Annotated in this window: 15 protein-coding genes; 9 read left to right on the top strand and 6 right to left on the bottom strand. The window is 71.6% G+C overall.

All coding sequences use genetic code 11. The features are described from left to right. Positions 1 to 47: 47 nt before the first annotated feature. The gene (locus tag AC5JJ1_RS12110; RefSeq protein ID WP_495785380.1) at positions 48 to 1,070 is read right to left on the bottom strand and encodes an AI-2E family transporter; all 1,023 of its coding nucleotides are present in this window, start codon (positions 1,068 to 1,070) and stop codon (positions 48 to 50) included. A gap of 107 nt (positions 1,071 to 1,177) precedes the next feature. Here AC5JJ1_RS12110 and AC5JJ1_RS12105 point away from each other — a divergent pair, with 107 nt between their 5' ends. The 5 genes from AC5JJ1_RS12105 (at position 1,178) to AC5JJ1_RS12085 (ending at position 6,923) form a co-directional block, all read left to right on the top strand. Further along, positions 1,178 to 2,812 (top strand): alpha-D-glucose phosphate-specific phosphoglucomutase, encoded by a 1,635-nt coding sequence (locus tag AC5JJ1_RS12105; RefSeq protein ID WP_495785379.1) that lies wholly within the window; start codon positions 1,178 to 1,180, stop codon positions 2,810 to 2,812. Positions 2,813 to 2,859: 47 nt separating this feature from the next. Then, positions 2,860 to 3,648 carry a DUF1217 domain-containing protein gene (locus AC5JJ1_RS12100; protein ID WP_495785378.1) on the top strand — a complete coding sequence of 263 codons (789 nt, stop codon included), beginning with the start codon at positions 2,860 to 2,862 and terminating at the stop codon, positions 3,646 to 3,648. A gap of 66 nt (positions 3,649 to 3,714) precedes the next feature. Next, a complete protein-coding gene (locus AC5JJ1_RS12095; RefSeq protein WP_495785377.1) occupies positions 3,715 to 4,893 on the top strand; it encodes a phosphoserine transaminase in 1,179 nt (392 codons plus the stop codon). After that, positions 4,893 to 6,479 carry a phosphoglycerate dehydrogenase gene (serA, locus tag AC5JJ1_RS12090; RefSeq protein WP_495785376.1) on the top strand — a complete coding sequence of 529 codons (1,587 nt, stop codon included), beginning with the start codon at positions 4,893 to 4,895 and terminating at the stop codon, positions 6,477 to 6,479. The genes AC5JJ1_RS12095 and serA overlap by 1 nt, the downstream gene beginning before the upstream one ends. 75 nt (positions 6,480 to 6,554) lie before the next feature. Further along, complete coding sequence (locus AC5JJ1_RS12085) at positions 6,555 to 6,923, top strand: YybH family protein (protein WP_495785375.1); 369 nt, start codon at positions 6,555 to 6,557, stop codon at positions 6,921 to 6,923. A 15-nt stretch (positions 6,924 to 6,938) separates the two neighbouring features. On the opposite strand, the gene AC5JJ1_RS12080 is transcribed toward AC5JJ1_RS12085, so the two are convergent. Beyond that, positions 6,939 to 7,727 (bottom strand): enoyl-CoA hydratase, encoded by a 789-nt coding sequence (locus tag AC5JJ1_RS12080; RefSeq protein WP_495785374.1) that lies wholly within the window; start codon positions 7,725 to 7,727, stop codon positions 6,939 to 6,941. 75 nt (positions 7,728 to 7,802) lie between these two features. Between AC5JJ1_RS12080 and AC5JJ1_RS12075 the strand changes: the two genes are divergently transcribed. Then, positions 7,803 to 8,888: a Zn-dependent alcohol dehydrogenase gene (locus tag AC5JJ1_RS12075; RefSeq protein ID WP_495785373.1), complete on the top strand. Its 1,086-nt coding sequence runs from the start codon at positions 7,803 to 7,805 to the stop codon at positions 8,886 to 8,888. A 17-nt stretch (positions 8,889 to 8,905) separates the two neighbouring features. Here the strand turns inward: AC5JJ1_RS12075 and AC5JJ1_RS12070 are convergent, their stop codons facing one another. Further along, positions 8,906 to 10,360, bottom strand: coding sequence for a glycosyltransferase family 39 protein (locus AC5JJ1_RS12070; RefSeq protein WP_495785372.1), 1,455 nt, complete (start codon positions 10,358 to 10,360; stop codon positions 8,906 to 8,908). 272 nt (positions 10,361 to 10,632) lie between these two features. Then, complete coding sequence (locus AC5JJ1_RS12065) at positions 10,633 to 11,505, bottom strand: tetratricopeptide repeat protein (RefSeq protein WP_495785371.1); 873 nt, start codon at positions 11,503 to 11,505, stop codon at positions 10,633 to 10,635. Between AC5JJ1_RS12065 and AC5JJ1_RS12060 the strand changes: the two genes are divergently transcribed. Next, the gene (locus AC5JJ1_RS12060) at positions 11,504 to 12,379 is read left to right on the top strand and encodes a Rossmann-fold NAD(P)-binding domain-containing protein (RefSeq protein ID WP_495785370.1); all 876 of its coding nucleotides are present in this window, start codon (positions 11,504 to 11,506) and stop codon (positions 12,377 to 12,379) included. The genes AC5JJ1_RS12065 and AC5JJ1_RS12060 overlap by 2 nt on opposite strands. A 117-nt stretch (positions 12,380 to 12,496) precedes the next feature. Next, positions 12,497 to 13,111 carry a hypothetical protein gene (locus AC5JJ1_RS12055; RefSeq protein ID WP_495785369.1) on the top strand — a complete coding sequence of 205 codons (615 nt, stop codon included), beginning with the start codon at positions 12,497 to 12,499 and terminating at the stop codon, positions 13,109 to 13,111. Positions 13,112 to 13,206: 95 nt separating this feature from the next. On the opposite strand, the gene AC5JJ1_RS12050 is transcribed toward AC5JJ1_RS12055, so the two are convergent. Both AC5JJ1_RS12050 and AC5JJ1_RS12045 read right to left on the bottom strand, forming a co-directional pair. After that, complete coding sequence (locus AC5JJ1_RS12050; RefSeq protein ID WP_495785368.1) at positions 13,207 to 13,953, bottom strand: alpha/beta hydrolase; 747 nt, start codon at positions 13,951 to 13,953, stop codon at positions 13,207 to 13,209. Then, positions 13,950 to 15,119, bottom strand: coding sequence for a fumarylacetoacetate hydrolase family protein (locus AC5JJ1_RS12045; protein WP_495785367.1), 1,170 nt, complete (start codon positions 15,117 to 15,119; stop codon positions 13,950 to 13,952). The genes AC5JJ1_RS12050 and AC5JJ1_RS12045 overlap by 4 nt, the downstream gene beginning before the upstream one ends. 137 nt (positions 15,120 to 15,256) lie before the next feature. Between AC5JJ1_RS12045 and AC5JJ1_RS12040 the strand changes: the two genes are divergently transcribed. Continuing rightward, positions 15,257 to 16,522: a hypothetical protein gene (locus AC5JJ1_RS12040; RefSeq protein WP_495785366.1), complete on the top strand. Its 1,266-nt coding sequence runs from the start codon at positions 15,257 to 15,259 to the stop codon at positions 16,520 to 16,522. Positions 16,523 to 16,585: the final 63 nt, after the last annotated feature.

The following is a 16,585-nucleotide window of genomic DNA, read 5'->3' as shown; positions in this document are numbered from 1 at the left end:
CGGCCTGGTGGGAGGGGCCTGGGGAGGGCAAAGCCCTCCCCAGCTCCTTAGTGCTCAGCCTTCTCCTTCGGCCAGTCCAGCCACCCCTCGACATAGCCTTTGCGGACGACCACCATTCCCAGTGCCGAGAGCGGCGCCGCCAGCGCCACGCCGAGCAGCCCGAACAGCGCCCCCGTCAGCACCTGGGTGACGAGCAGCAGGGCGGGGGGCAGGTCCGCGGTCCGGCTCTGCACCATCGGCGTCAGGAAATTCCCCTCGACATTCTGCACCAGCACGATGAGGCCGAGCACCCAGAAGGGCAGCAGCGGGTCCTGCGTCAGCGCCAGCAGCATGGCCGGCACCGCGCCGATCAGCGGCCCGATGACGGGGATGAAATTCAGCAGCGCGACGATCGTCGCCAGCAGCCCCGCCAGGGGCACGCCGAGCAGCATCAGCCCGATCCAGGTCAGCACCCCCGCGACGATCATGGCGAAGGCCTGACCCAGCAGCCAGCCCCGCAGCGTATGCCCAGCCTCCTCGAGCGTGTCGCGCACCCGGTCGTCGATATCCGGCGCGAAGAGATGCCGCAGGCCGCGGATGTAGCTCTCCGGCTGCACCGCCAGATAGAGGCCGAGTAGCACCACCAGAACCAGGTTGCCGAGCCCCCCGAGCGTCGAGCTGGCCGCCGAGGCTGCCGCCGCGGCCGCATTCTCCGCCCCGCTGATGCCGAAGAGCCGCCCGGGATCGACCTGCCGCAGCACCCAGTCCCCCCAGCCCGTATCCGCCAGCTTGTCGCGCAGCGTTTCGAAGCTGCGCGGCAGTTGCTGCGCCAGCTCCCGCGCCTGCTCCGTCAGCGGCCCGGCCGCCGCCCAGCCCGCGAGCCCGATCGCTACCACCACCAGCACCGCGACGATCAGCACCCCCGCCCAGGCTGGAAGCCCCACCTTCCGCGCCAGCGGCTCGCCCCCTGCGCGCAGGGCGAGGGCCAGCAGCACCGCGGCGAAGCCGAGCAGCGGCACCTCCGGCGCCAGCCAGAACAGCGCCAGCACCAGGCCGAGCAGGATGAGGACGGAAGCCTGGGATCGGGTCATGCAGCGCGAACAGCCGGGAGCCGGATCGGTTCCTTCGCGTTCCATCCGCCGTGAATCGCCAAGCGCGAGGCCGCCGCTATGATGCGCCCGCCTTCCGGAGACCGCTGATGCCCGTCCGCACCGTCGCCACCCGCCCCTTCGCCGACCAGAAGCCCGGCACCTCGGGGCTGCGCAAGAAGGTCACGGTCTTCCGGCAGCCGCACTACATCGAGAATTTCATCCAGGCGATCCTGGACACGGCGGGGGAGGGGCTGCGCGGCGCGACGCTCGTGCTCGGCGGCGACGGCCGCTACCTGAACCGCGAGGCCATCCAGTCCGCCATCCGCCTCGCCGCGGCGAACGGCGCAGGCCGGCTGCTGATCGGGCAGGGCGGCCTGCTCTCGACGCCCGCCGCCTCCGCCCTGATCCGCTCGAGCGGCGCCATCGGCGGCATCATCCTCTCCGCCAGCCACAATCCCGGCGGGCCGGAGGGCGATTTCGGCATCAAGTACAACATGGCAAATGGCGGCCCGGCGCCGGAGGAGGTGACGTCCGCCATCCACCGCCGCGCCGCCGCCCTCGCCGAGTACCGCACCACCGACACGCCCGACCTCGACCTCGACCGCATCGGCGAGACCCGCATCGAGGGCATGGTGGCGATGGTCGTCGACCCCGTCGCCAACTACGCCGCGCTGATGGAGAGGCTGGTCGATTTCGACCGCATCGCCGGCCTGTTCCGCCGCGGCTTCCGCATGCGCTTCGACGCGCTCTCCGCCGTCACCGGCCCCTATGCGCAGGAGATCCTGGAGCGCCGCCTCGGCGCCCCCGCCGGCACGGTGATCAACGCCACGCCGCTGCCCGATTTCGGCGGCCACCACCCGGACCCCAACCCGGTCCATGCCAAGGCGCTGATGGCCGAGATGATGGGGCCGGACGCGCCCGATTTCGGCGCGGCCTCCGACGGCGACGGCGACCGCAACATGATCGTCGCGCCTGGCCATTTCGTCACGCCGAGCGACAGCCTCGCCATCCTCGCGGCACAGGCGCATCTCGCCCCCGGCTATAGCCGCGGCCTCGCCGGCGTCGCCCGCTCCATGCCGACGAGCCGCGCGGTGGACCGCGTCGCACAGCGCCTCGGCATCCCCTGCTTCGAGACGCCGACGGGGTGGAAGTTCTTCGGCAACCTGCTCGATTCCGGCCGCATCACCCTTTGCGGCGAGGAGAGCGCCGGCACCGGCTCCGACCATGTGCGGGAGAAGGACGGGCTCTGGGCCGTGCTGCTCTGGCTCGACATCCTCGCCGCTACGGCCAAGCGGGCGGATGCCATCCTGCTCGAGCACTGGGCGAGCTTCGGCCGCGACTACTACACCCGCCACGACTATGAGGAGGTCGATGCCGCGGCGGCGAATGCGCTGATGGACTCGCTGCGCGAGCGCCTCGCCTCGCTCCCCGGCCAGCGCGTCGCGGGCCTCACAATCACGACCGCCGACGACTTCGCCTATGCCGACCCGGTGGATGGCTCCACCACCGCCGCCCAGGGCGTCCGCATCCTCTTCGCCGAGGATGCCCGCGCCGTCTTCCGCCTCTCCGGCACCGGCACGGTCGGCGCCACGCTGCGCGTCTATCTCGAGCGCTTCGAGCCGGACCCGTCGCGCCACGCCCTGCCGGTGCAGGAGGTGCTGGCCCCCGTCATCGCCGCGGCGGGGGAGATCGCCGGGATCGCCCGCCATACCGGCCGCGACGCCCCCTCCGTCGTCACCTGACGGGCGTTAACCCCGTCTCAACCCGCGCCTGCCAGGATGGCGCCGTCATGCAGGTCACCGCCACCCTGGCGTCCGCGCTTTTCGGCGCGTCGGCCGCCGGCTCCGCTAATGCCGGCGACGCCGCGTCCAGCCTCGCCGTGCTGAAGGCCGCCGAGGCGCCCGGCGCCACCGCCAAGGGTGTCGCCCGGGAGAGGAAGGCCCCGGTCACCATCGCCGCGCTGAACCAGTTCCAGGCCGCGATCGCCAGGGCGAAGGACGTGAAGACCGCCCTGCAGGACCCGCGCGTGCTGAATGTCCTGCTTCCCGCCCTCGGCCTCGCCGACCAGGCGGCCTATCCGGGCCTCGTCCAGAAGGCCCTCACGGCCGACCCGAAGGACAGGAAGGGCCTGCTCGCCAGCCTCGACAAGCGCTTCGCCGCCGCCGCCACGACGCTCGACCTGAAGGCCAGGGGCTTCGCCGGGCTGAAGGATGCGAAGGTCCAGCAGACGCTGATGGACGGCTTCGTCGAGTACCAGTACCGCACCGGGCTCGACGAGAAGAATGCCGGCATCTCCGACGCGCTCTACTTCCTGCAGAACGCCAAGGGCCAGACCAACATCTACAGCATCCTCGGCAACAGCGTGATGCGCCGGGTCATCACCGGCGCGCTCGGCCTGCCCAGCTCCATCGTCGTCCAGCCGGTCGAGACGCAGGCGGCCGCCATCACCTCGCGCCTGAAGCTTTCCGACCTCAACGATCCGGAGGCGCTCGAGAAGCTGGCCCAGCGCTACGTCATCGCCGCCGCCGGCTCGGGTTCCGGCGGCGCAGCGAGCCCCTTGCTCTCCCTTCTCGCCTGATCTAGGCCTTGCGGCGGGCCACGCCCCCCCACCGGGGCGCATCCGCTTCTGGAAGGGAGCTGCATCATGGCAAGCGCCACCAAGCCCGGACTCCGTCCGGCTAACCCGCAATTTTCCTCAGGCCCCTGCGCCAAGCGCCCCGGCTGGTCGCTGGACGCGCTCTCCGGCGCCTTCCTCGGCCGCAGCCATCGCGCGGCCGGCCCGAAGGCCCGCCTCGCCGAGGTCATCACCCGCAGCAAGGCGATCCTCGGCATGCCGGCCGATTGGCGCCTCGGCATCGTCCCCGCCTCCGATACGGGCGCGGTCGAGATGGCGCTCTGGTCCCTGCTCGGCCCCCGCGGGGTCGATGTGCTGGCCTGGGAGAGCTTCTCCAAGGACTGGGGCACGGATGTCGTCAAGCAGCTGAAGCTGCCGGATGCCCGCGTCATTACCGCGCCCTATGGCCGGCTCCCCGACCTCGCCGCGGTGGATGCGGCGCGCGACCTCGTCTTCGTCTGGAACGGCACGACCAGCGGCGTCCGCCTCGCCGATGCCGACTGGATTGCCCCCGACCGCCAGGGCCTCGCCATCTGCGACGCGACCAGCGCCGCCTTCGCCATGGACCTGCCCTGGGACAAGCTCGATGTCGTCACCTGGTCCTGGCAGAAGGTCCTCGGCGGCGAGGCGGCGCACGGCATGCTGGCGCTCAGCCCGCGGGCGGTCGAGCGGCTGGAATCGCACAAGCCTGCCTGGCCGCTCCCGAAGATCTTCCGCATGACCAAGGACGGCAAGCTGAACGAGGGCATCTTCAAGGGCGAAACCATCAACACGCCCTCCATGCTGGCCGTCGAGGACGCGCTGGACGGGTTGCGCTGGGCCGAGGGGATCGGCGGCCTGCCCGCCCTGATCGCCCGCTCCGAGGCCAACCTCGCCGCTATCGCCGCCTGGGTCGGGCGCACACCCTGGGTCGACTTCCTCGCCGAGGTCCCGGCGACGCGCTCCTGCACCTCCATCTGCCTGAAGGTCGTGGCGCCCTGGTTCACCGCGCTCGATGCCGAGGCCCAGGCCAAGGCGGCCAAGGCCCTCGCCTCGCTGCTGGAGAAGGAGGGCGTCGCCCTCGATGCCGGCGCCTATCGCGACGCGCCCCCGGGCCTTCGCATCTGGGGCGGCGCGACCGTCGAGACCTCGGATATCGAGGTCCTGCTCCCCTGGCTTGACTGGGCCTTCGCCAGTGTCGAGGCCGAGCAGCAGAAGGCGGCCGCCTGATGCCGCGCGTCCTCATCTCCGACAAGCTCTCCCCCGCCGCGATCGAGATCTTCAGGCGGCGCGGGATCGAGGTCGAGTTCCGCCCCGGCCTCTCGCCCGCCGAACTCCGCGCCGTCATCGCGCCCTATGACGGCCTCGCCGTCCGCAGCGCCACCAAAGTGACGCGGGAGCTGCTCGACGCCGCGCCCAACCTCAAGGTCGTCGGCCGCGCCGGCATCGGCGTCGACAATGTCGACGTGACGAGCGCGACCGCGCGCGGCGTCGTGGTGATGAACACGCCCTATGGCAATGCCATCACCACCGCCGAGCATGCGATCGCCATGATCTTTGCCCTCGCGCGCCAGATCCCGGAGGCCTCGGCCTCCACCAAGGCGGGCCGCTGGGAGAAGAACCGCTTCATGGGCGTCGAGCTCTTCGGCAAGACGCTCGGCCTGATCGGCTGCGGCAATATCGGCTCCATCGTCGCCGATCGCGCCGTCGGGCTGAAGATGAAGGTCGTCGCCTTCGATCCCTTCCTCTCCGAGAAGCGCGCCGTCGAGCTCGGCGTCGAGAAGGTCGAGCTGAACGAGCTGCTGGAACGCGCCGACATCGTCACGCTGCACACGCCGCTGACGGAGCAGACGCGCAACATCCTCAGCCGCCAGAACATCGCGAAGCTGAAAAAGGGCGTCCGCATCGTCAACTGCGCCCGCGGCGGCCTCGTCGACGAGCAGGCGCTGGCCGAGGCGCTGCAATCCGGCCATGTCGCCGGCGCCGCGCTCGACGTCTTCGAGGCGGAGCCGGCGATGGAGAGCCTGCTCTTCGCCCTCGAGAACGTCGTTTGCACCCCACATCTCGGCGCCGCCACCGCCGAGGCGCAGGAGAACGTCGCCCTGCAGGTCGCCGACCAGATGGCCGACTACCTGCTGACCGGCGCCGTCTCCAACGCCATCAACATGCCGAGCGTGACGGCTGAGGAGGCGCCGCGCCTCAAGCCCTATATGGAGCTCGCCCGCCTGCTCGGCGGCATGGCCGGGCAGCTGACGGCGGCGCAGGACGACGCCATCCGCTCCATCCGCGTCGAATACGAGGGCCATGTGGCGGAGCTCAACCGCCGACCCCTGACGGCGGCCGCGCTCGCCGGCGTGCTGACCCCGTTGATGGGCGCGGTCAACATGGTGAACGCGCCGGTGGTGGCGAAGGAGCGCGGCATCGAGGTCGCCGAGACCGTCCATGAGCGCCGCGGCGACTACGCGACCCTGCTGCGCGTCACCGTGGTGACGGAGGGCCGCACCCGCAGCGTCGCCGGCACTCTGGTGGGCGAGGCGAAGCCCCGCCTGGTGGAGATCAAGGGCATCGCGGTGGAGGCGGATTTCGCCCCGCACATGCTCTACGTCACCAACCAGGACCGGCCCGGCTTCATCGGCCGCTTCGGCATGACGCTCGCCAATGCCGGGATCAACATCGCCACCTTCCATCTGGGGCGCGCATCCCAGGGCGGCGATGCCATCTGCCTCGTCTCGCTGGACGGCCCGCTGCCCGAGCCGGTGCTGGCCGAGGTGCGGTCCCTGCCGCTTGTGATGCAGGCGACCGCATTGCGCTTCTGAGGATCATGAAGCAGGCGTGATGAATGTTACCCCTCTGCCGGTGCAATCTGCACCGGCAGAGGGGAGGCAGGAACCATGTCCAACGAGGCATTCGGCGAAACCAACCGCAAGTTCGAGGAGGCCATCGCTCGCCGCGACTTCGCCGCGCTGGCGCATGTATACACCGCGGAGGCGCGGCTGTTCTCGCCCGGCGTGCCGGCGATCACCGGCCTCAGCGGCATCCAGGACTACTGGAGTTCTGCCGTCAGCGGGCTCGGCGTGATCCGCGCGAAGCTCCACTCGCTCGAGCTCACCGTCACCGGCGATCGCGCCGCGGAAGTCGGTCGCGCCGAGATCTTCACCAATCCGGACACACCGCCGGTGGCGCTGAAATATGTCGTCCTCTGGAAGCAGGAGGGCGGCACCTGGAAATGGGATGTCGACTGCTGGAACATGGACGCCTGACCGGCTGGCCCGACGCTACTTTCCCTGGAACCGCGGCGGGCGCTTCTCGATGAAGGCCCGCAGCGCCTCCTGGTGGTCCTCCGTCTCCCGCGTTCGCATCATGCCGAAGGCCTCGGCATCCAGCGCCTCGGCCAGCGTGCCCTCCTCGGCGATCCGCATGTTGCGCTTCATGTAGCGCCAGGCGACGCGCGGCCCCCCGCCGAGCTGCCGGGCCAGCCGCTCCGTCTCTGCCCGCAGCTGCTCGTCCGGCACCAGCCGGTTGACCAGGCCGAGCCGCTCCATCTCGCCGGCATCGAGCTTGACGCTGGTGAAGTAGAGCTCCCGCGCCTTGCCCGGCCCTACGAGCCTCGCCAGGAAGTAGTGCCCACCGAAATCCCCCGAGAAACCCATATTGGCGAAGGCGGTCGTCATCCGCGCGCTGCTGCCGGCGATGCGCATGTCGCAGGCGAGTGCGAGGGACATGCCCGCCCCGGCGGCGACGCCGTTCACCATGGCGATGGTGGGCTTCGGCATCTCGTGCAGCAGGCGGGAGCATTCCATCCGGCTGCGCAGCTCGTCGGCGCCCGCCTCCGGCGTCGCCGGCGGCGGCTTGGCGCCCGTCGCCCGCGCCTTCATGTCGCCGCCCGCGGAGAAGCCGCGCCCCGCCCCGGTCAGCACCACGCAGCCGATCTCCGGGTCCGTCGCCGCCTCGCCCAGCGCCCCCAGCAGGTCCCACATCATGGCGCCGCCGAGGGCGTTCAGCACCTCCGGCCGGTTCATGGTAAGCCACAGCACGCCCTCCGCGCGCTCCTGCAACAGCTCCATGATGGGCTCCTCCCGCTCTGGTGCCGCGGAGCCTAGGTGCTATCGTCGAGGGGTCCAAGAGGGGAGAGCGCCGCCATGAAAGCCGCCGTCCTGCATGAAGTGAACCAGCCGCTGACCGTCGAGGAGGTCACGCTGCAGAAGCCGAAAGCGCGCGAAGTGCTGGTGCGCACCGCCTATGCCGGCCTCTGCCACTCCGACCTGCATTTCATCGAGGGCCTCTACCCCCACCCGCTGCCGACCGTCCCCGGCCATGAGGTCGCGGGCGTGGTCGAGGCCGTCGGCTCCGACGTCACCTACCTCAAGCCCGGCGACCACGTAATCGGCTGCCTCTCGGTCTTCTGCGGCGCCTGCTCGCAATGCACCACGGGCCATACGGTGCTCTGCGAGAACACCGAGGTGAAGATGATGCCCGGCCAGTCCCGCCGCCTGTCCTGGAAGGGCGGGGAGCTGATGAACCAGTTCCTCAACCTCAGCGCCTTCGCAGAGCAGCTGCTCGTCCACGAGAACGCCTTGGTGAAGATCGACCCGGACATCCCGCTCGACCGCGCGACGCTGGTCGGCTGCGGCGTCATCACCGGCGTCGGCGCCGTCTTCAACACCGCGCGGATCGAGGCGGGCTCGACGGTCGCCGTCATCGGCTGCGGCGGCGTCGGCCTCTCGGCGGTGAACGGCGCGGCGCTGGCCGGCGCATCGCGCATCATCGCCATCGACCGGCTGCAGTCGAAGCTCGACCTCGCCCGCATCATGGGCGCGACCGACACCATCCTGGTCGGCAACGACGACCCGGTGCAGCAGGTGAGGGAGCTGACCGGCGGCGGCGTCCACTACAGCTTCGAGGCGCTGGGCCTGAAGGCGACCGCCGAGCAGAGCTTCAGCATGCTTCGCCCGGGCGGCACGGCGACCATCATCGGCATGGTGCCCTTCGGCGTGAAGATCGAGCTGCACGGCTTCGACTTCCTGCGCGAGCGGAAGATCCAGGGCTCTTCGATGGGCTCCAACCACTTCCGCGTCGACATGCCGCGGCTGCTGAAGCTCTGGCAGCAGGGCCGCCTGCATCTCGACCACCTGATCAGCGGCACGCTGAAGCTCGACGAGATCAACGCCGGCTTCGCCCGCCTCAAGTCGGGCGAGGCGGTGCGCCAGCTCATCGCCTTCGGCTGAGGCGAGGCGGTCCGCGCCTATCCCGGCCGGAAGCCGGGATGGGACGGCACCCAGGGGCGTGCGGGCTCCTCGATGGCGATCGCGTCGCACCGCTCCGCGCCGGACAGGTCCAGCAGGCTCACCCCCGCATCGCGGAAGGTCTGCTGCTCGGTGACGCGGCCGAGCTTCCCTGCGAGGAAATTCACGAAGCGAATGTCCTCGATGCCGTTGCGGACGATCGGGTGCGACCAGACGAACCACGCCCGCCGGCCGCAGAGCTTCTGGATGTCGGCCATCATGTAGTTCCAGTCCGTCCGCGAATCCCGGCCCCAGACGACGCCCTCGGGCGAGGCGATCAGCGCCTTCCCGTAGATCTGGAAGGCGGGGACGGCTCCGTAATAGACATAGACGAGGTCCCCCGGCCGCTTCGCGCGCTCCACCGCGGCGATGCTGCGGTCGAGCTCCTCCCGGGCGAAGGCAGGCGGGATGCGAAAGTCGAGGGCGGTCGAGAAGCCCATCAGCGCCAGCACCAGCCCGACCGCCGCCACCGCCGGCAGGCGCAGCTCCCGCGCCGACCGGATGGCCAGCGCGACGCCCGCCGCGACCGCCAGGATCAGCCCCGGCGCCAGGAACAGCAGGAACCGCCCGGTCATCGGGTAGTACCGCGCCATCGAGGCGGCGACCGTCGCCAGCACGGCAAGGATGAGGAACACGGCCGTGCGCTGCGACAGGCGGAGGATCTCCCCGAGGCCGGCCAGCGCGAAGAACAGCAGCGCCAGGCTGGCGGCTGGGGGGAAGCCCATGCCCTCCGGCCCCTGCAGCATGATCTTCACCGCCATGATGAAGCGCGAGGGCACGAAGATCCGGGGCGGGATGAACCACTCGGCCCAGTATTTCCGCATGGCATCCACCAGCGTGCCGGAATCGCTGGTGGCCAGCAGCGTCACCCCAGCGAAGCAGGCGAGCCAGAGCAGGCCGGCAAGGCCCAGCGCCACCAGCGTGCGGTAGCGCCGCGCCAGCGCCTCATGGACGAAGAGGCTGAGGCCGGCGCCGAACAGCACGAAGACCGCGGTATGGCTCAGCAGCAGCGCCACCGCCCCCGCCGCCGCTAGGAACGCGATTCCGCCCCAGCTGGCGAGGAGGCGCTGCGCCCGCGTGGCGACGACCCAGAGGAAGAAGGTGCTGACCAGGATGTCGGTCGAATACTGCTTCGCCTCGGCGGCGTAGTAGATCAGCGGCCCGGCCAGGCAGAACAGGCCCGTGGCCAGCGCCGCCCCCGGCCCGTCCAGCAGCCGCCGCGCCGTCGCGGCGAAGAGCAGCACGGAGCCAAGCCCGGCCAGCAGCGGGATGAGCCGCAGCGCCAGCTCGCCCTGTCCCAGGAGCTGAATGACGAGCTTGGTGCCGAGCAGCCAGAGGATGGGCGCCGACTGGTCGTATTTCAGCGGCGCCAGCAACCCCGCATAGGAGCGGTCGAACAGGTTGAGCGCGATCATCGCTTCGTCATGCCAAAGCGGCCGCGCCTGGGCGTAGGCAACAATCCGTAGTAAAATACCAGCCAGAACGATAACCAACAAGAACAGGTCGGTTTGCCGCAGACGGGCCGAAATCACCGCTGAGTCGAGCATTCATGGCCCCGTTCAATCGCGCCGCGGCGCAGGGCCTGAATTCTGGCCCGTGGCCGGCCGGGACCTTCTGGCACGGATCGGAAGGATTGAAACCGACCTCAAGGCCAGGGCCGCGATACCTCCAATCCCTGTGATGAGGTCTATCGCCGCTGCGGCCCGGCCTCGTTCAACGCCAAGTTCTGCTGCGCCAGGTCGGCCGTCGCGCTGTCCGGGGCGAGGGCGACCGCCCGCTGCCAATCCGCCTTCGCCCCGGCCGTGTCGCCCTTGAGCTGGCGGATGATGCCCCGCTCCAGCAGGGCCTCCGCATTGTCGGGGGCAAGGGCCAGCGCCTGCCCGACATCCTCGGCCGCCTGGTCGGCCCGGTCGAGATGCCGGTTCGCCGCCGCGCGGAACACCCAGGCCTCCGCTCGCTGCGGGTCGAGCGCCACCACCCGGTTCAGGTCGTCCATCGAATCCGCGTAGCGCCCGAGCGTCCCGAGCGCCACCGCCCGGTCGAGCATCAGGTCGGCATCGTCGGGCGCGAGCGCCAGCCCCATGGTGGCGGCGCCATAGGCCCGTCCGGCCTCGCCCGCCATCATCCAGGCCTGCCCCGCCTGGGCGAAGAGCGAGGCCCGCGTCGCGGCGCCGGCCTGGCTGGCCCGGCCGAGGCCCTCCAGCCGCTCCGCCGCCCGCTCCGGCTCGCCCGCGGCCATCAGCGCCAGCGCGCCGCAATGCCGCGCGCCCTCGCCGCCGCCGTCGCTCTCCCAGCCCTCGGCGAAGCTCCGCGCCTCGTCGGGATCGGTGCGCACCAGCGCGAGACAGCGGGCATAGTCCGGCCCCTCGGCCAGCCGCGGCACGTCCGGCGGCAGGGGAAGGGAGTCGCTCGCCGCCTCCGCCGGCGCCCACAGCGCCAGCCAGCCGATGCCCGCGCTGGTCGCCAGGCCGGCCGTCAGCAGCGCCACGAGAACGGGGGAGGCAGGCTTCACGCCGCGCAGTCTAGCCACCTGCCCCCGGCCGCGCCAGATAAGCCGCATGAGCGACCCCGTGCCCTCCCATCTCCTGATCGCCGGCCTCGGCTACAGCGGGGAGGCCGTGGCACGGGAGGCGGCCCGGCTCGGCTTCCGCGTCACCGGCACCAGCCGCAACCCGGAGGCCGCGGCACTGCCCCCCGGCACCCGCCTCATCCCCTTCGCCGCGGCGGGCGAGGCCCTGGCGAGCGCCACCCACCTCCTCGTCACCGCCGCGCCGGGGGAGGGGGGCGACCCCGTGCTCGCCGCCCATGCCGAGGCCCTGGCGGCCGCCCCCGCCCTCCGCTGGATCGGCTACCTCTCCACCACCGGCGTCTATGGCGACCGCGGCGGCGCCTGGGTCGACGAGGCGACGCCCCCCGCCCCCGGCCAGGACCGCAGCCGCCGCCGCCTCGAGGCGGAGGAGGCCTGGCGCGCCGCCGCCCTGTCCACCTCCGGCCGCGCCCTCGACATCTTCCGCGTGGGCGGCATCTATGGCCCCGGGCGCAGCGCCATCGAGGAGCTGCGCTCCGGCACCGCCCGCCGCACGGTGAAGCCCGGCCACGCCTTCAGCCGCATCCACCGCGACGACATCGCCCAGGCCGTCGCCGCCGCGCTCCGCCAGACGCCGCTGCCCGGCCTGCGCATCCTCCACCTGGTCGATGACGAGCCCGCCGAGAGCGCCCTGGTCGTGGAGGAGGCCGCCCGCCTCCTCGGCCTGCCCCCGCCGCTGGCCGTGCCCTATGAGGAGGCCGCCCGCGCCATGTCCCCCATGGGCCGCAGCTTCTGGGCGGAGAACCGCCGCGTCGCCAATGCCGCGACTAAGGCCGCGCTCGGCATCGCCTGGCGCTACCCGAGCTATCGCGAGGGGCTGGCGGCGATCCTCGGGACGCCGGACTGAGCGCGCAGCTCGCGGCCGGGCAGGGAGGATGCCAGGCGGCCTGCCTGCGCCGTCCGGCCGTCCGGCGCGTTATGGCAGGACGCGATAGCGAAGCCGCACCCCGCCGGAGGCCGCACCATGCATAACGACGCCTTCTACGCCGAAACCGATCCCATCCTCTACGAGGCCGACCCCGCCTATTACGACGGGACCAACGTCGCCTATTATGAAGGGTACGACCTCGCCTATTATGACGGGGCCGTTCCCGTCTACGCCGAGCCTGCCGTCGTCTTCATCGAGCCCGCCCCCGTCTTCGTCGAGCCCGTTCCCGTCTTCGTCCAGCCGATCCCCGTCGCCGAGCCCTACGGCGTCTATCCGGGCGAGGCCGCCGTGCTGTTCGACGACTATTTCTACCTCGCCACCAATCCCGATGTGGCAGCGGCCGGGCTCGACCCGCTCGGCCATTACGCGACGGATGGATGGCGGGAGGGACGCGACCCGAACGCCTATTTCGACACGGTCGGCTACCTGACGGCCTATCCCGACGTGGCTGCCGCAGGGGTCGACCCGCTGATCGACTATGCCAGGCTGGGCTGGCGCGAGGGGCGCGACCCGTCCGGCGACTTCGACACGGATGCCTATCTCACGGCCTACCGGGACGTGGCCCTGACCGGGGTGAACCCGCTGGAGCACTACCTGTACTGGGGCGCTGCGGAGGGCAGGCTGGCCTTCGCGGACGGCGTCTTCGACTGACCAGAAGGGTCCTCGGCGGCAGCGCCACGGGCCTGGCCAAACGGGAGGATCAGAGAGGCGCGCGGCCACCTGGCCCATGGCCGCCGCGCCGTCCCCTACATCCCGGCCACCTCCTCGACCACGCGCCGCAGCAGCGCCAGGTCCTGCGGCCGCGACAGGCGGTGGTCGCCGTCCTTCACCAGCAGCACCTGCACGTCGTCGCCGGTCACCGTCCCGGCGATGCGGAGCGCCGTCTCCCAGGGCACGTCCGGGTCCCGCTGCCCCTGCAGCAGCCGCACCGGGACAGCGAGCGGGAAGGGCGCATCGAGCACCAGTTGTCGCCGCCCGTCCTCCAGCAGCCCCCGGGTGATCGGATAGGGCTCGCCATAGGCGCTCGTCCGGTGCCAGACCCCCTCGCGCTCCAGCGCCGCCCGCGCCGCCGGCGGCAGCGCCGCCTCGATCCTCGGGGTGAAGTCCGGCGCCGCCGCCACCCCGACGAAGGCCGCCACCCGCTCCGGCCGCTGCCGCGCCAGCAGCAGCGCGATCCACCCGCCCATCGAGGAGCCGACCAGCACCTGCGGCCCCTCGGTCAGCGCCTCGACCGCGGCCTCCGCATCGGCCGCCCAGCGCCCGATGCTCCCCGCCTCGAAATCGCCCCCGCTCGCCCCATGTCCGGAATAGTCGAAGCGGAGGAAGGCGCGCCCCGTCCCGGCGCAGAAGGCGGACAGCGCCTCGGCCTTCGTCCCCGTCATGTCGCTGCGGAACCCGCCGAGGAAGACGATCCCCGGCCCGCGCCCGGCGATCCGCCGCCAGGCCAGCGCGGCGCCGTCCCCGCGGTCGAGCCGCCCGCACTCCTCGCTCATGCCCGCGGCAGCCCGCGCCGGGCGAGATTGGCCATCAGCGCCCCGGCGCCGAAGACCCAGGGCGGGCAGGCATCCGTCCGGTCCACCTCGTTCACCAGCGCCCCGAGCCGCGCCGAGGCGATCCGCACCACATCCCCTGGGTGATGGGTGAAGCCCATCCCCGCCGCGCCGCGGTCCTTGCTCGGCGAGAAGGGGGTGCCGAGGAACAGCACCGCCCCATCCGGGTACTGGTGATGCGGCCCGATGAGCTGATCGACCACCTCCGTCGGATCGCGGCTGATGGCCCCGACCTTGCCGGTCTCCTCCAGCCGGAACCCGTCCCGGCCCTCGATGGTCAGCGCGATCTCCGCCCGCCGCACATCCTCGAGCGTGAACCCGCCATCGAAAAGCCGCAGCACCGGCCCGAGCGCGCAGGCGGCATTGTTGTCCTTGGCGCGGCCCAGCAGCAGCGCCGACCGCCCCTCGACGTCGCGCAAGTTGACGTCGTTGCCGAGCATCGCGCCGAGGATCGCCCCGCGCGCATTCACCGCCAGCACCGCCTCCGGCTCCGGATTGCTCCACTCGCTCGTGGGATGCACCCCAATCTTCGCCCCGACCCCGACCGAGGCCATGGGCTGGCACTTGGTGAAGATCTCCGCATCCGGCCCGATCCCGACCTCGAGATACTGGCTCCACCAGCCCTTCTCCATCAGCGCCGCCTTCACCGCGCGCGCCTCCGCGCTGCCCGGCCGCAGCGCGGCGAGGTCGTCGCCGATGATCTGACGCACCTCGGCGCGCACCGCCTCCGCCTGGCTCGCATCGCCGCGGCAGCGCTCCTCGATCACCCGCTCCAGCATGGACCGCACATAGGTGACGCCGCAGGCCTTCACCGCCTGCAGGTCGACCGGCGCCAGCAGCCAGGGCTTGCCCGCATCGCGCACCGCATGGTGGCTGTTGCCGAGCACCGCCGTCAGGTCGAGCGGCACCGGCACCCCGCGGTGGCGGATCGCCGCCACGGGATCCGCCTCGTTCAGCCAGGCGCTGACCGTGCCGAAGGCCGGCGTCATGTCGAAGGCCGCGCCGTTCAGCAGGCCGATCGCGCTCGGCCCGTCCGGCGTCATGATCCGTGCCGCAAAGGCCCCGTCCGGCCAGTCCTGCGGCAGGGCCGTGCTATCCAGGCGCATCATCCGCGTCCTCTCCTTGTTTGCCCGCCACTCTAGCCGCCCCGACAGCGGCGCGAAGTCCCGTGCCCGCAACGGGCCGGCCCGGAACCCCAACGACCGACTGGCGTTCAGCCCCCGCTCAACCCATAGTCGAAGAGTCGATGCCCCGATTCCTGCGCTGCCTGCTCGCCCTCTGCTCCGCCCTCAGCCTCGCCGCCTGCGGCGCCGTCGACTTCACCCGCCCCGGCATCGCCGACCCAGAGGCCGGCTACGCCAGCGCCTTCCCCCGCTATGCCGAGTTCTGCGCCCTCTCCCAGATCAAGAAGCGCCCCGGCTTCGGCGCCGAGATCCGGGGCGAGATCGGCGGCCATGCCGTACTCTACCTGAACGGCGCCTGCCGCGGCCCGGACGGCACGCTGATCCCCTGCGACGCGCCCGGCGCCGGACCGGAGGAGGGGGTCGGCCTCTCGATGAACGCCCATTTCCGCAATGCCAAATGGGTGGCGATCCCCGGCCGCGACTTCTTCTTCGAGGGCAACCTCCGCCCCGGCGAGGCGCTGACCCGCGCCCGCTATGCCGAGGTCCAGGCCGAGGCCCGCCGCCTCGGCCTCTTTGACGGCATCGCCTTCCACGAGGAGGCCTTCGCCGAGGCCCCCGCCGGCCTCCACCGCGAAAACGCCAAGTACGAGATCTCCATCGCCACCGACTACGCGGTCGGTCTCGGCCGCGGCCGCTACTGCGCCCGCGTCCCTGTCACGCGCCCGCAACTGCTGGCGATGATCGCCTTCCTCAACGCCGAGAACGCCCCCTACCGCAGCGGCGCCCGCGAGTTCCGCTGGTCGCTCTTCCGCGACAACTGCATCCACCTGGCGCACAACGCCCTCGCCGCCGCCGGCTTCTGGCAGCCCTGGCCGACCAACATGCCCCTGCCGCTGGCCATCCTCGACTTTCCCGTGCCGAAGAACGAGTTCGTCAACCTCATGCGCCGCGGCAACGACGAGGCCCTGCTCGACCCGGAAGCCGCCTTCGCCGACCCGGCCGCCCGCCGCTCCGTCCTCGAGTTCGGCACGCTGCCCGTGCGCCCGGGGGCCATCGCCCTCTCCGCCCCCGCCTGGCCGGCGAACGAGGTCTACGAGACCGAGCTCGGCCTCATCTTCTACGACGAGCCGAATATCGGCCCCTACCGCTTCTGGCTCGCCGACATCCTCCGCCGCCCGCGCGACCATGCGCTGGAGCCGAACCTCCACTGGTACGCCGCCCGCCTCGACCGCCTGCGGGAGGAGCGCCGCCCCCTGCCGCCGGAGATGGCCGAGTTCGGCCGGCGCTTCCATGCGGCCGTGGAGCGGGAGCTGGTTGCGACGGACGCCCGCCTCGAACGCCTCCGCGCGGCCCGCGCCGTGCCGGCGACCGGCCTCGCCTTGCAATGACCCATCCTCTAGTGTTCTGACCGAGACAGAGGATTCCCTATCCGATTGGGATGTGCGATCCGG

It is taken from the genome of Belnapia sp. (assembly GCF_059504005.1).
This window is presented reverse-complemented; position numbering and strand designations above follow the sequence as displayed.